General features: G+C 70.4%; 13 protein-coding genes and 1 tRNA gene. 9 read left to right on the forward strand and 5 right to left on the reverse strand.

Annotation, left to right across the window (positions count from 1 at the left end; genetic code table 11):
• Nucleotides 1-5: 5 nt before the first annotated feature.
• Nucleotides 6-78, forward strand: a tRNA-Arg gene (locus tag SK224_RS15050).
• Between the two features lie 83 nt (nucleotides 79-161).
• On the opposite strand, the gene SK224_RS15055 is transcribed toward SK224_RS15050, so the two are convergent.
• Both SK224_RS15055 and SK224_RS15060 read right to left on the reverse strand, forming a co-directional pair.
• Nucleotides 162-722, reverse strand: coding sequence for a hypothetical protein (locus SK224_RS15055; RefSeq protein WP_320435461.1), 561 nt, complete (start codon nucleotides 720-722; stop codon nucleotides 162-164).
• 11 nt (nucleotides 723-733) lie between these two features.
• Complete coding sequence (locus SK224_RS15060) at nucleotides 734-1,882, reverse strand: zinc-dependent alcohol dehydrogenase (protein WP_320435462.1); 1,149 nt, start codon at nucleotides 1,880-1,882, stop codon at nucleotides 734-736.
• 142 nt (nucleotides 1,883-2,024) lie between these two features.
• On the opposite strand from SK224_RS15060, the gene SK224_RS15065 reads away from it, so the two are divergent.
• The gene (locus SK224_RS15065) at nucleotides 2,025-3,092 is read left to right on the forward strand and encodes an FUSC family protein (protein WP_320435463.1); all 1,068 of its coding nucleotides are present in this window, start codon (nucleotides 2,025-2,027) and stop codon (nucleotides 3,090-3,092) included.
• 184 nt (nucleotides 3,093-3,276) lie between these two features.
• Here the strand turns inward: SK224_RS15065 and SK224_RS15070 are convergent, their stop codons facing one another.
• The 3 genes from SK224_RS15070 to SK224_RS15080 all read right to left on the reverse strand — a co-directional run bounded on the left by SK224_RS15070 (nucleotide 3,277) and on the right by SK224_RS15080 (nucleotide 5,816).
• Nucleotides 3,277-4,593 carry a serine/threonine-protein kinase gene (locus SK224_RS15070; RefSeq protein ID WP_320435464.1) on the reverse strand — a complete coding sequence of 439 codons (1,317 nt, stop codon included), beginning with the start codon at nucleotides 4,591-4,593 and terminating at the stop codon, nucleotides 3,277-3,279.
• Between the two features lie 4 nt (nucleotides 4,594-4,597).
• Nucleotides 4,598-4,861 carry a DUF6458 family protein gene (locus tag SK224_RS15075; RefSeq protein WP_320435465.1) on the reverse strand — a complete coding sequence of 88 codons (264 nt, stop codon included), beginning with the start codon at nucleotides 4,859-4,861 and terminating at the stop codon, nucleotides 4,598-4,600.
• Nucleotides 4,862-5,051: 190 nt separating this feature from the next.
• Entirely contained in the window at nucleotides 5,052-5,816 is a 765-nt protein-coding gene (locus SK224_RS15080) for an SGNH/GDSL hydrolase family protein (RefSeq protein ID WP_320435466.1), read from the reverse strand.
• A 90-nt stretch (nucleotides 5,817-5,906) separates the two neighbouring features.
• On the opposite strand from SK224_RS15080, the gene SK224_RS15085 reads away from it, so the two are divergent.
• The 7 genes from SK224_RS15085 to thrB all read left to right on the forward strand — a co-directional run bounded on the left by SK224_RS15085 (nucleotide 5,907) and on the right by thrB (nucleotide 14,102).
• The gene (locus SK224_RS15085) at nucleotides 5,907-6,704 is read left to right on the forward strand and encodes a transglutaminase family protein (RefSeq protein WP_320435467.1); all 798 of its coding nucleotides are present in this window, start codon (nucleotides 5,907-5,909) and stop codon (nucleotides 6,702-6,704) included.
• Nucleotides 6,705-6,762: 58 nt separating this feature from the next.
• Nucleotides 6,763-8,427, forward strand: coding sequence for an arginine--tRNA ligase (locus tag SK224_RS15090; protein ID WP_320435468.1), 1,665 nt, complete (start codon nucleotides 6,763-6,765; stop codon nucleotides 8,425-8,427).
• 1 nt (nucleotide 8,428) lies between these two features.
• A complete protein-coding gene (locus tag SK224_RS15095; RefSeq protein ID WP_320435469.1) occupies nucleotides 8,429-9,238 on the forward strand; it encodes a DUF2993 domain-containing protein in 810 nt (269 codons plus the stop codon).
• 119 nt (nucleotides 9,239-9,357) lie between these two features.
• The gene (gene lysA, locus SK224_RS15100) at nucleotides 9,358-10,755 is read left to right on the forward strand and encodes a diaminopimelate decarboxylase (protein WP_320435470.1); all 1,398 of its coding nucleotides are present in this window, start codon (nucleotides 9,358-9,360) and stop codon (nucleotides 10,753-10,755) included.
• On the forward strand, nucleotides 10,752-12,074 hold the full coding sequence (locus SK224_RS15105) for a homoserine dehydrogenase (RefSeq protein ID WP_320435471.1): 1,323 nt from the start codon (nucleotides 10,752-10,754) through the stop codon (nucleotides 12,072-12,074). Before lysA ends, SK224_RS15105 begins: the two co-directional genes overlap by 4 nt.
• A 1-nt stretch (nucleotide 12,075) precedes the next feature.
• The gene (gene thrC, locus SK224_RS15110; RefSeq protein ID WP_320435472.1) at nucleotides 12,076-13,161 is read left to right on the forward strand and encodes a threonine synthase; all 1,086 of its coding nucleotides are present in this window, start codon (nucleotides 12,076-12,078) and stop codon (nucleotides 13,159-13,161) included.
• Nucleotides 13,158-14,102 carry a homoserine kinase gene (gene thrB, locus SK224_RS15115; protein ID WP_320435473.1) on the forward strand — a complete coding sequence of 315 codons (945 nt, stop codon included), beginning with the start codon at nucleotides 13,158-13,160 and terminating at the stop codon, nucleotides 14,100-14,102. Before thrC ends, thrB begins: the two co-directional genes overlap by 4 nt.
• Nucleotides 14,103-14,205: the final 103 nt, after the last annotated feature.

The following is a 14,205-nucleotide window of genomic DNA, read 5'->3' on the forward strand; positions in this document are numbered from 1 at the left end:
GGTACGCCTCCGTAGCTCAGGGGATAGAGCGCCGGTTTCCGGTACCGTAGGTCGGGGGTTCGAATCCCTCCGGGGGCACGGCGTACAAGAGGCCTCGATCCTTCCGCGGATCGGGGCCTTCTTCATGCCCGACGATGAACGGTGCGACCTGCGGTGATCTCTCAGCGGCGGCGGAGGATCCGCCGCGCGACCCAGACGGCGGCGAGACCACCGGCGAGCCAGGGGCCGGTGACCAGCAGGGGATCGATCCACGCGTGCCGCGTGTCCACGCGGCCCCTGCGCGACGCGAGCGGCGCGTGCCGAAGCTCTGCGGCGATGCCGGTCTCGGTGAGGGGGTTGTCGGGGCGCACGGTGACCACGGAGCGCAGATGGGCTCCGGCGGCCTCCACGCGGTCGGCGCCGATCAGGAGCAGCCAGTGCGCGGCGCGCGCCTCGCTGAAGCGGCCGTAGGCGTGACGCCGGATGGCTCCGGAGAGACCGTGCAGCGGCTGCGCCGTGCCGAAGACGGCGGGAAGGCGTTCGTGTTCGATCGAGCGCTCCCGCGGCATGTTCTCCTTCTGTCGTTCCGGCTCGTCCCACCAGGCTCCGCTCTCGGCGAGGGCATCGATCTCCTGCGGGACGGACGGGCGATCGGCGTGGTCGAGGTCGGCTCCCCACCCCGGGATGCGGTCGCGAAGCTCGTCGGAAGAGGGCACGGGAGGATGAGCGGCGCTATAAGGCATGGGTCGTCCTTTCACGATGCGGTCGGCAGGATGACGGCCTTGATGAGACCGTCGAGCTTCGCGGAAACCATGTGGTAGCCCTCGGCGATGTGCTCGAGGGGGATGCGGTGCGTGATCATGTCGCGCGGCGAGATCCGTCCCGCCTGGATGTGCTCGATCAGACGCGGCCACTGACGCCTCACGGGTGCCTGGTTCGTGCGGATGGTCACGCCCTTGTTCATCGCGTCGCCGAACTTCACCGCGCTGAACATCGGACCATAAGCCCCCATGACGGAGATCCGGCCCCCCTTTCGGACGCTGTCGATAGCCCAGTTCAATGCGATGGGGGAGCCCCCTTGCAGCTTCAGCTTGGCCGAGGTCACGTGCTGCACGAGATGCCCGTCCGCCTCGGCGCCGACGGCGTCGATGACCACGTCGGCGCCGAGGCCGTCGGTGAGCTTCTTCAGGGCGACGACGACATCCCTGTGCTCGCGGAAGTCCACGGTCTCGGCGAAGGCGAACTCCTTCGCCTTCTCGAGTCGGAAGGGAAGGTGGTCGACCACGATCACCCGACCCGCGCCCATGAGCCAGGACGAACGCGCCGCTGCGAGCCCGATGGGACCCGCGCCGAAGACCACGACGACGTCACCCTCGGAGATGTCGCCGAGTTGGGCGCCGAAGTAGCCGGTGGCGAACGCATCCGTGAGCAGGAGCGCGTCCTCGTCGTGCAGCCCGTCGGGGATCACCGCGGGGCCGACGTCGGCGAAGGGCACGCGGACGAGCTCCGCCTGGCCCCCGTCGAAGCCTCCCGCGGTGTGCGAGTAGCCGTAGATCCCGCCGACTGCCGTCGCGTTCGGATTCACGTTGTGACAGTTGGAGAAGAGGCCGCGTGCGCAGAAGAAACAGGTGCCGCAGAAGATGTTGAACGGCACCATGACCCGGTCTCCGACCGAGATGTTGCGTACCGACGGGCCCACCTCTTCGACACGTCCGATGAACTCGTGTCCGAACGTGTGCCCGATACGTGTGTCGGGGAGCATGCCGTGGAACAGATGCAGGTCCGACCCGCAGATCGCGGCGCGTTCCACCCGGACGATCGCATCATTGGGGTGTTCGATCTGCGGATCGGGCTTCTCTTCGACGCGCACCTTGTAGGGGCCTCGGTAGGTCATCGCTCGCATGCGCCCACCCTGCGACCGGGCGTGCCCGAGGCCGACGGGGTTGTCGCCCGGCGCGGGTGCTGGTACACCCGGGCGCGAGTCGAGCGTGCACGGCGCCGTCAAGGCCCCTCCGCGGTTCGCGGCGACTGCCTACGGTCGGGGGATGCCTCTCCCCGAGTTCGCCCTGCGTCGCCGGCTGTCCGAACTCGTGGATCCGCCGCGTCTGCTCCTCGCGGCGAAGGTGGCGGGCGCGGCCACCATCGCCTGGACGCTGGCTCCCTTCGTGCCGTTCACCGACAGCGAGTACTCCTACTACGCCCCGTTGGGCGTGCTCATCAGCATGTACTCCACGCTGGCGGGCTCCGTGCGCGCGGGTCTTGAGACGCTGGCGGGACTCGCCGTGGGAATCGCGTGGGGCTTCGTCGGCATCGCTCTGCTGATCGCCGGAGCGCCGAGCCTCGTGGCGGTCGCACTCGTGACCGGTGTGGGAACGATCTGCGCCGGGCTGAGCGTGCTCGGCAACGGCCGGGACTGGATCCCGATCGCCGCACTGTTCGTCCTGCTCGTGGGAAACGCCGACGTCCAGAGCTACTCGTCGTCGTACCTCATCACCACGGCCTTCGGTGTCGTCGTCGGTCTCGTGGTCAATCTCGTGGTCGTGCCGCCGCTCTACATCGGGCGAGCCACGGCACGCCTGAACGCGTTGCGCGACGAGATCGGTGAGGTGCTCCGAGACGCGGCGAACGCGTTGGGCGAGCGTACGGTCGACGCCGAGCGACTGCGGCGTCGGATCGTCGAGCTGACGGCGACGGCCGATGCCGTGGCCGCCGAGGTCGCGGAGGCCGTGAGATCGCAACGCGGTAACCCCCGGGCGCGGCATGCCCGCGAGGATGTGGAGACGGGCCGACGGCGCCTCGACGCGTTGCGCGCCGTCGCCGCGGCGACAGGCGAGTTGGCGGAGAGTCTCGCCCGGCTCACCCTGGACGCCGAACTCGGGCGTGTGCAACGCCGCGCGCTCGCCGAGGCCGTCGCGGCGTGCGCAGAGCACGCGGCGACACCCATCGAGGACGCGGCGTTCGCCGAACGCCTGCGCGCGGCGGATGCGGCGCTCGCCGCCTATCGCCGCCGCATCCGTCGTTCGTCGGGAGTGCCTGCGCTCGATCGGTGGGAGGCGGCGGTGTCGCTGCGGCGCATCATCGATGCCTCGCGACCGTTCGCGCGGGCCGACTGACCGCTCGTGAGGTGCCGGGTCCGGGCGACGGGATCACCGCACGAGCGCGAGCAGGGCGCGCTCGCCACCGGCGATGCGGCCGCTGAGCGCACGTCGTGTCTCGGCCGAGGCAGGCCCGCATCGGTCTGAGCCTCGATCGTGGAGGGGCGGTGGGACCACGTCGGAATGCGGCGTTCCTGCGCCCTCAGGGCTTCTCTCCGTTTCCGGGCCCGTTGCCGTTGCCGTTGTTGTTGCCGGGGCCGCGATTCGATCCGTTGTCGGATGCCGGCCCCGGTTGCGGATCGGTGACCGGCGCAGGGTCGGTGTCGGCGGGTTGCACGTTCTGGTCCTCGGACTCGACCGTCTCCGGGGCCGTCTGATCCGATCCGTCGTCTGCCGGGACGGTGTTCAGCTGGACGGGAACGACGGAATCTTCGGTCACCGGCGCCGGTACGAGAACGGCCGTGATGCCCACCGCGACGGCGACGACGATGAGAGCACCGGCGGCCGCGGTGACGGCGATCGCCCCGCGGCGGCGTCGGCGGGGCAGCGGAACCGGAAGCGGGTCGAGGACCGGCTCGGCGATGTGCGGGGGAGCATCGGAGACCGCGATCGGTGACGTCGCGACCAGCAGCGGGTCATCGAGGGGGACGGTCGCGACCGTCGCCGTGGAGGAGGCAAGCGCGCGGAACCGCTCGAGGACCTCGCTCGCGCTCGGGCGGGAAGCGGGATCGTGCACCGTCATCGCGGTGAGCAGGGAACGCCACGCGTAGCCGATGCCCGCGGGAACGTCGGGCTGACGGGTGAGTCGGGCCAGCAGCATGCTGGCCGCCGGCGCACCCGCGAAGGGATGTCGGCCCGTGATGGCCTCGATCATGAGGAGCCCGAGCGAGTAGACGTCGGATGCGGGAACCGGCGCGTGGCCGCGAACCTGCTCCGGTGCGAGGTATGCGGCCGTGCCGATGACATCGCCGGGAGCCGTGAGCCTCGTGGAGTCCACGAGATGCGCGACGCCGAAATCGGCGAGCACGGCCTGATAGCCGTTGCGGCCGGCTCTCAGTCCGCGGGGGCGGAGCATGACGTTGGAGGGCTTCACGTCGCGGTGCACGATCCCCGCCGCGTGCACGGCCTCCAGCGCCGCGGCGAGATCGCTCGCCATGGCGGCGGCCTCCGCGAGCTCGAGCGGGCCCTCCACGAGACGCTGACGCAGGGTCGGCCCGGCGATGTACTCCATGACCAGGTAGCTCGGAGCCTCGCCCCCGATGCACGCGTCGAACAGGGTGACCAGGCACGGATGCGACAGGGAGGCGAGCATCGTCGCCTCGCCGACGTTCCGGCGGTCCTCGACGCCGTCCGCCTGCTCGGAGTGGAAGAGCTTGACCGCGACATCACGGCCGAGCAGTTCGTCCCGAGCGCGGTAGACCGTGCCCATGCCGCCGCTGCCGACGCGTTCGATCAGGCGGTAGCGACCGGCGAGAAGTGAGCCGGTTCCGGCGGGAACGGCGTCGAGGATGTCGGACACGTATTCAGGCGAGGGGCTCGCCGTTGTCCGTGCTGCGACGTGTCGTGACCCGCTCGCCGCTGGCGGGGTCGACGGCTGTGCGCGAGGTGGACACGCTCGAACGACGACGCATCACGAGGATGAGACTGATCAGGAAGACCAGGACCCCCGCGCCCATCAGGATGTAACCGATGAGACTCAGGTTGACGTAACCGCCGAGGTCGACGTTGACGGCGAACGCCAAGATCGCACCGATCACGAAAAGCGCGATTCCGCTTCCAATACCCATGTTCACGACTCCTGCCCCGGGACCAGCCCGATAGGTGGGTTCCCGGACGGCGACGGTGGGGCCGGCGCTCGGGCACGGGCGCGGCGGGTCGCCGTGCCCCCGGCGTTCACGTTAGCCAGCGGACGGGCATGCGGGGTTCCGGTGGTCCTGCCCCGCGAAAGGGTGCATAATGCCCGCCGGCACCGGACGTTCAGTCGGCCCGGAGACTCTCGAGCGCTGCGGTGAGTCGTTCTGCGAGGTACGCGTGGCCCTCGGTGGTGGGGTGATTGCGCCCGACCGGTCCGCTGTCGATGACCCACGGGTAGTTCCCCGGGGTGATCCACTGCTCGCCGATGGGAGAGATGTACGGCCAGCCGCGCGTCGCCGCCGCCCGACTCAGCCGTTCGTCGATCTCGGCGGTCGCCGCCTCCACGGGGAGGATCTGGGGCGCTGGCCCGAGGATCACGATCTGCGCGTCGGGGTACAGCGCGCTGAGCGCGTCCCAGGCGCCGCGCACGGCCTCGTCGTAGTCGTCGAGGGAGACTTTCCGATCGTTGATCGAGCCCTGAACGACGATGAGGTCGGGCTGGTCGGACGCATCCAACCGGGCGATGCGGTCGGAGAAGGTTCCGCCGTCGATGCCGGGAACGAGGTAGCCGCTGCCTCGTGAACCGTTCACGCTCGTCTCGCCGCCCATGAGCGCGCCGAGGAGATAGGCGTAGCCCAGGGTGGGTGTGGCGGCCGCGGAACCGTAGGTCCAGGAGTCGCCGAGTACGAGGATCCGGGGGTGCTCGGGCAGCGAGATGGCCGCCACCGGAGCGGGCGCGGCGCCACCCGCATCCGCTCGACTGACCGGCAGCGCTCCGGCTGCCCAGGGGCGTGTCAACGCGAGGGCGCAGATGCACGCGATCGCCGCCGCCAGCGCCGCCAGCACGGCGATCGTGCGGCGCGGCGAAAGCCGGGCGGAACGGGTCATGCCACGAGCGTACGGCGCGATGGCACCGAGCGGGTGCGCGAGAGGGATGCGGCGGGCCTCCGCGCCCCATCCGCGTGCGAGGATGGGCCGGTGCAGCGCCAAGTGAGAGCCGAACTCGACCTCGAATTGGGCTCCTCCGTCGACCTCATCCTGCAGATCGCGGTGGCGCGATCTGCGGGGGTCGTGAGCGAGCGGCTGAGGCTGGTGCAGGACGGGCGCGAGCTCCTGGCGAAGGAGCTCGTGGATGCGGCCGGCAACCGCCTGCACCGTCTGACGGGTGAGGCGGGGCTCCTTCAGGTGCGCTATGAGGCGGTCGTGGGCCCGGGCACCGGGCCTGAGACGACGGAGATCGACACGATCGCGTCCCTCCGTCCGAGCCGCTACGCCCAGTCCGACGAGGTCTTCGCCACCGCGCGGCGCCTCTTCCGGGGGTTGAGCGGTCGCGCGCTCGCGGAGGCTGTCTCCGAGTTCGTGGCCACGAGCGTCACCTACACGCCGGGCATGAGCCTCGGAACCGATAGCGCGGTCACGACTCTCGCCAGCGGACAAGGCGTCTGCCGCGACTACGCGCATCTCGTCATCGCGCTGCTGCGCGCGATGGATATGCCCGCGCGGTATGTCGCGTGCTACGCGCCCCAGCTCGAACCGATGGACTTCCACGCCGTGGCCGAGGTGCTCGTCGACGGCGAATGGAATGTCATCGACGCCACCCGGCTCGCCCCGCGTTCCTCGCTCGTGCGGATCGGAACGGGGAGGGATGCGGCGGACTGCGCATTCCTGAGCTATCACGGCGGATACGTGGGACTGGAACGGCTCGAGGTGGACGCGACAGTGCAGGGTGCGCCCGGACCCGTCGACGACCACGCGGCGCTCGTGCCGATGGCCTGAGCGGCGTGCCCCGCGCGGGCCGGGGCGTCACGGCGGACGAACGTAGAATGGGACGCCTATGGATCCCGAACAGCTCTCCGCCGCCCTGCACGCCGTCGTCGCACCGATCGTCGAGGCGCGACGCCCCGGTGTCGAGGTCGCGGTGTCGGACATCGTCCTCGAGCGTCCGAAGAATCGTGACCACGGCGACTGGGCATCGAACATCGCCCTGAAGCTCGCCAAGCAGGTGGGGGCGAGCCCGCGGGAGCTCGCCGCGGAGATCGCGGGCCCTCTCGGCGAGATCCCCGGCGTCGCCTCCGTCGAGATCGCCGGTCCCGGGTTCATCAACATCCGTCTGGATGCGGCGGCCGCCGGTGCCCTCGCGCGCGTGATCGTCGAGGCGGGGGCGGCGTTCGGCTCCAACACCAGCCAGCGCGGCAACTCGATCAATCTGGAGTTCGTCAGCGCGAACCCGACCGGACCGCTCCACATCGGCCACACCCGCTGGGCGGCTCTCGGCGATGCCATCGCTCGCCTGCTTCTGGCCAGCGGGGCCACACTCGTGCGCGAGTTCTACATCAATGACGCGGGCGCCCAGATGGAGCGCTTCGGCCGCTCCGTGCTCGCCGCGGTGAAGGGCGAGCCGGCCCCGGAGGACGGCTACGTCGGCGCCTACATCCAGGACCTGGCCGAGCGCGTGCGCGCGGCGGACTTCCACGGAGAGCCCGGCGGCGTGCTGCTCGCCTCGGCCGAGGAGCAGCTGGCGTTCACCACCGAGCTCGCGTACGCGCTGCAGCTGGGCGAGATCCAGGCCTCTCTCGAACAGTTCAACGTGCACTTCGACGTCTGGTACTCCGAGCGCGTCCTGCACGCGGGATCCCCGAGTCTCGTCGACGAGGCCGTCGAACGCCTGCGGGAGCAGGGCCATGTCTTCGAGCAGGACGACGCCGTCTGGGTGCGCACGACCGACTTCGGCGACGACAAGGACCGCGTCATCCGTCGCTCGAACGGCGAGTACACCTACTTCGCGGCGGATGCGGCCTACTACCTGAACAAGGGGGATCGCGGTTTCGCGCACAAGATCTACCTGCTCGGCGCCGACCACCACGGCTACGTCCACCGGCTCAAGGCGCTCGCCGGCGCGGCGGGCGACGATCCCGACAAGGACATCGAGGTGCTGATCGGCCAGCTCGTCTCGATCAACGGCGCCCGCCTCTCCAAGCGCGCGGGGAACATCATCGAGCTCGACGACCTGCGCGCCTGGCTCGGCACCGACGCCCTGCGGTACTCGCTGGCGCGGTACCCCGCCGACTCGCCGCTCACGCTCGACCCCGAGATCCTGCAGAAGCGCACGAACGACAACCCCGTCTTCTACGTGCAGTACGCCCACGCCCGCACCCACAACGTGGCGCGCAACGCCGCCGCATCCGGGGTGGAGCGCACGGCATTCTCCCCGGAGCTGCTCACCCACGAGACCGAGTCGGCGCTGCTCGGTGCGCTGCAGGAGTTCCCGCGCCTGGTCGCCTTCGCCGCCGACCTGCGCGAGCCGCATCGCATCGCCCGATACCTGGAGGAGCTCGCGGGGCTCTATCACCGCTGGTACGACAACTGCCGCGTGATCCCACTCGGCGACGACGAGGTGACCGACCTGCACCGCACGCGGCTGTGGCTCAACGACGCGACCGGCCAGGTCCTGCGCAACGGGCTGGACCTGTTGGGCGTCAGCGCACCCGAGCGGATGTGACATGAGCGAGGTGATGGGGCTGTTCGACGACCAGGACGACGCGCCCCGCACCGTGCGCCGGCGCCGCCGGTGGCCGTGGCTCGTCGCGGTGCTGGTGGTGCTTCTCCTCATCGTCGCCGCGTTCTTCGCGGGGGAATGGGTGGCGCGAGACCTCGTGACGAAGGCCGTCAAGCAGCAGCTCGTTTCGCGGCTCGATCTCGCCGCCGACCAGCAGATCGATGTGGACATCGCCGATCCCTCGCTGCTGCTGGATCTGGCACGGGGCGAGGTGGGCGAAGTGCGCATCTCGGCGGACGACGTGACGATCGGGGACTTCACGGGCAATGTCTCGGTCACCCTGCGTGACCTGGGCATCCGGGCTCCGTTCACTCTCGGCTCCGGCGAGGCGACGGTGTCGCTGAATGCCGAGCAGCTCCGCCCGCTGCTGGCCGAAGCCGCACCGGTGTCCGTCGACGGTCTGACGATCGCTCAACCCGACGTCAGTGCGTCGACACAGCTGTCTGTGTTCGGCCTCGCGGTGCCGGTCGACGTCGCGCTCACCCCATCCTCGGAGCAGGGGCAGCTCGTGCTCACTCCGGTGTCGTTGAGCGTCGCCGGCGCCGAGGTGACCGCGGACGGCCTGCGCGCGCAGTTCGGCTCCGTCGCCGACCCTCTGCTCGCCGGATATCGGGTGTGCGTCGCGCAGTACCTGCCTCGCGGCCTGACCCTCAGCCAGGTCGCGGTGCACGGCGATCGGCTCGCGGCCGACTTCGACATCGCGGGCGAGCTGCTCACGGATGCCGCTGCGCGGGAGAAGGGCACCTGCGCCTGACGCATGGCGGGAGCGGCATAGGCGGTGCCCTAGACTTCAAGGGACTCGCGTCGGGGTGTCGTGACGGCTCCGCCGCCGCTGAGAATCCCGCCGCCCTTCACCACCGATTGGGTCTCGTAGTGTCCTCCTCGCACGACCTCGCTGCCGCCGAAGAGTGGCTCCTCGTGCCGGACGACGCGAACGATCTCGCGCCTGTCGTGTGGCCCGGATCCGCCTCGCGGCGCGACGGCCGTCTGCAGATCGGCGGCGTGGATGCGGGACAGCTCGCCGCACGCTTCGGCACTCCGCTCTACATCCTCGACGAAGACGAGGTGCGAGGTCGCGCCCGTCGAATCCTCGCCGCCTTCCAGCGCGCCGCTGCCCGGCACAGTGCCGAAGCGCGCGTCTATTACGCGGGCAAGGCGTTCCTCTCCGCGGCCGTGGCGGGGTGGGTTCTCGAAGAGGGGCTGCGCATCGACGTCGCGAGCCCGGGTGAACTGGCGGTGGCGTTGGCCGCGGGCGCTGATCCGTCGCTGCTGGGCCTGCACGGCAACAACAAGTCCACGAGCCAGCTGGCGCGGGCCGTCGAGATCGGGATCGGGACGATCATCGTGGACAGCGTCGACGAGATCGTGCGCCTCGCATCCGTGACCGACGGCGCTTCTCGCCGCCAGCCCGTGATGATCCGCGTGAACACCGGGATCCACGCCGAGACCCACGACTTCCTCGCGACAGCGCACGAGGACCAGAAGTTCGGCCTCTCCCTCGACGGTGCACGGGAGGCGGCGGCGCTGCTGCGCGCCATCCCCGGCGTCGAGCTCATCGGCCTGCACTGCCACATCGGCTCCCAGATCTTCGGGTCGGACGGCTTCGCCGCATCCGCCGAGCGGCTCGTGGCCCTCCACGCGGAGCTGGGCGGTCTCGACGTGCTCAACCTCGGCGGCGGCTTCGGCATCGCCTACACGCGCGACCAGCAGCCTGCGGTGATCGAGGAACTCGCGGATGCCATCGTGGATGCCGTCGCCGCCACCTGCGCGCGCCTCGACGTGCCGGTGCCCACGCTGGCGTTCGAGCCGGGGCGCGCCATCGTCGGAACCGCCGGGGTGACGCTGTACGAGGTCGGCACGGTCAAACCCGTCTCGCTCGGCGACGGGCTCGTGCGCACCTACGTCAGCGTCGACGGCGGGATGAGCGACAACGCCCGCCCGGCGCTCTACGGCGCCGACTATTCGGCCCGCATCGCCTCCCGCGTCAGTGACGCGGCTCCCACCCTCGTGCGCGTGGTCGGCTCGCACTGCGAGTCGGGCGACATCGTCGTCAACGCCGAGTACCTCCCCGCCGACGTCGCCCCCGGCGACCTGCTCGCGGTGCCGGCGACCGGCGCCTACTGCTTCTCGCTGTCGAGCAACTACAACTACGTACCGCGGCCCCCGGTGGTCGCGGTGCGTGACGCCGAGGCCCGTGTCATCGTGCACGGCGAGACGGTCGACGACCTCCTCGCCCGCGATGCGGTCCTCACGCAGAAAGGTGATTCATGATCGACCACCGCCACCTCCGCGTCGCTCTGCTGGGAGCCGGCGCCGTCGGGTCGCAGGTCGCAGCTCTCCTGCTCAAACACGGCGATGAGCTCGCGGACCGCGCGGGAGCGAGCCTCCAGCTCGCCGGTATCGCCGTGCGCGACGTCGACGCCCCGCGCGACGTCGACCTTCCGCAGGAGCTCTTCACGACCGACGCCGAGTCGCTCATCGTCGGGGCCGACATCGTGATCGAGCTCATCGGTGGCATCGAGCCGGCGAGGACCCACCTGCTGCAGGCGATCAACTCCGGCGCCGACGTCGTGACGGCCAACAAGGCACTGCTGGCGACGCACGGCTCCGAGATCTTCGACGCCGCCGACCAGGTCGGCGCGCAGGTGTACTACGAGGCGGCCGCGGCCGGCGCCATCCCGATCATCCGCCCGTTGCGCGACTCCCTCGCCGGTGACCGCGTTCAGCGCATCATGGGCATCGTCAACGGGACGACGAACTACATCCTCGACCGGATGGACACCGAAGGTGCGGAGTTCTCCGACGTCCTGGCGCAGGCGCAGGCCCTCGGATATGCCGAGGCCGACCCGACCGCAGACGTGGAAGGCTACGACGCGGCGCAGAAGGCGGCCATCCTCGCCTCGCTCGCCTTCCACACGGCCGTGCCGCTCGAGTCCGTCCACCGCGAGGGCATCACCACGATCACGACGCAGATGATGGATGCGGCTCGTCACGCGGGCTACGTCATCAAGCTGCTCGCCGTCTGCGAACGGTTGACCGGTCAGGACTCGCCGACCGGCGAGGCCATCTCGGTGCGGGTCTATCCGGCGCTGGTTCCACGCTCGCATCCGCTCGCCAGCGTCCACGGCGCCAACAACGCGGTCTTCGTCGAGGCGGAGGCGGCGGGTTCGCTCATGTTCTACGGTGCCGGGGCCGGCGGCGTGCAGACCGCGTCCGCCGTGCTGGGCGACGTCGTCTCCGCGGCCCGCCGGCACATCGCGGGCGGCGTGGGCGTGGGGGAGTCCACGCGCGCGAACCTGCCGGTCCTGCCGATCGGGCACGCGCAGACGCGGTACCAGATCACGCTCGAGGTCAGCGACCAGGCGGGCGTGCTCGCCCACATCGCCGGCACCCTGAGCGAGGGGCACGTCTCGATCGCGACGGTCGAACAGACGGTCATCGCCGAGGACGGCGCAGACTCGGGCCGGGCACGCCTGGTCATCGGAACGCACAAAGCACGCGAGCAGGATCTCAGCGACACGGTCGATCGACTCGCGGACAGCGACGTCGTCGAGCGGGTCGTCTCGGTCCTGCGGGTAGAAGGAGACTGACATGGCACACCTCTGGCGCGGAGTCCTCCGCGAGTACGCCGACCGCCTCGGCGTGACCGACGCCTCCACGGTGGTCACCCTCGGCGAGGGCGGCACCCCCCTCATCCCGGCACCGGCCCTGTCGCACCGCACCGGTGCCGAGGTCTGGGTCAAGTTCGAGGGCATGAACCCGACCGGCTCGTTCAAGGACCGCGGCATGACGGTGGCGCTCTCGCGCGCCGTCGAGCACGGGGCCAAGGCCGTCATCTGCGCCTCCACGGGCAACACCTCGGCGTCGGCCGCCGCCTACGCCGCGCACGCCGGCATCACCGCGGCCGTGCTCGTGCCCGAGGGCAAGATCGCGATGGGCAAGCTGAGCCAGGCCGTGGCGCACGGCGGCAGGCTCATCCAGATCCGCGGCAACTTCGACGACTGCCTGGAGATCGCGCGCGAACTCGCCGCGAACTACCCGGTGCACCTCGTGAACTCGGTCAACCCCGACCGCATCGACGGTCAGAAGACGGCCGCGTACGAAGTCGTCTCCCAGCTGGGCGACGCCCCCGACTTCCACATCGTGCCCGTCGGCAACGCGGGCAACTACACGGCCTACACGCGCGGCTACACCGAAGAGGCCGAACGCGGCGCCTCCACCAAGGTGCCCCGGATGTTCGGACTCCAGGCCGCCGGCTCTGCACCGCTCGTGCGCGGTGAGGTCGTCAAGAACCCCGAGACGGTGGCCAGCGCCATCCGCATCGGCAACCCCGCATCCTGGCAGTTCGCACTCCAGGCGCGCGACGCCACGGACGGCTGGTTCGGCGCCATCGAGGATGACCGCATCCTCGCCGCGCAGAAGCTGCTGAGCGAGACGGTCGGTGTCTTCGTCGAGCCCGCCTCCGCGATCTCCGTCGCGGGTCTGCTCGACCGCGCCGAGGCCGGAGTGATCCCCGCGGGCGCCCGCGTGGTACTCACCGTCACCGGCCACGGTCTCAAGGACCCGCAGTGGGCCCTGCGCGACGCAGCCGGCGGCGAGGTCGCCCCCACCGTCGTCGACAACTCCGTCTCGGAGGTCGCCTCGGTGCTGGAGCTCGCCCCGCAGGGCTCTCAATGACGGTCGCCGTGGGCCGCGCGGTGACAGTGCGCGTGCCCGCCACGAGCGCCAACCTCGGGCCCGGCTTCGACACGCTCGGCCTGGCACTCAGCGTCTACGACGAGCTCGAGGTCGAAGTCCTCGAACCGGGCCTGCTCGAGATCGAGGTCGACGGCGCCGGCGCCGACCAGGTCCCGCGTGATGCCTCGCACCTCGTCGTGCGCGCCATCGCCTACGCCTTCGCGGATGCGGGTCTGCCCATGCCGGGCCTACGCCTGCGCGCGCGCAACGTCATTCCGCACGGGAGGGGCATGGGCTCCTCCGGTGCGGCCGTCGTGTCGGGGCTCCTGGCTGCAAAGGGACTGCTCGAGGATGAGGTGGATCTCGACGCCGACACACTGCTGAGGCTTGCCACGGAGCTCGAGGGCCATCCCGACAACGTCGCGCCCGCCCTCTTCGGCGGTCTCACGATCGCCTGGGTCGACGAGAACGGTCCGCAGCACAAGAAGCTCCTCGTGCACCGTGGTGTGTCTCCCATCGTCTTCGTGCCCGAGTTCACGATGTCGACCTCGGTCGCGCGCGGCCTGCAGCCCGACCAGTTCTCGCGTGCGGACGCTGTCTTCAACGTGTCGCGCTCGGCCTTGCTGATCGCGGCGCTGACGCAGAGCCCCGAACTGCTCATGGCCGCCACCGAAGACAAACTGCATCAGAGCTATCGCGCAGCGGCCATGCCCGAGACGGATCGCCTCGTGCAGGCGCTGCGGCGGGAGGGGTTCGCGGCTGTCGTCTCGGGGGCGGGGCCGTCGGTCCTCGTACTCGCCGACGGTCCCGGACGCCGCCTGGAAGCCGCTCAGCTTGTCGCCTCGCACGCGGACACTCCGTGGGAGGCGCTCATGCTCGCGGTCGACTTCAAGGGTGGTACAGTGAGGGACAACGCGGAGGGTGCCACGTCACTGACGTGAATCTGGCCTCCGTCGCAATCTGCGAACCGGCCGCGTGACCCCTGCACTCATACTCGCGACACATCCCCGCGATGTCGTCGCGCGTATCCCGAGCATGCGCTGG

Source organism: Microbacterium sp. BG28 (assembly GCF_034044005.1).
Lineage (GTDB): Bacteria > Actinomycetota > Actinomycetes > Actinomycetales > Microbacteriaceae > Microbacterium.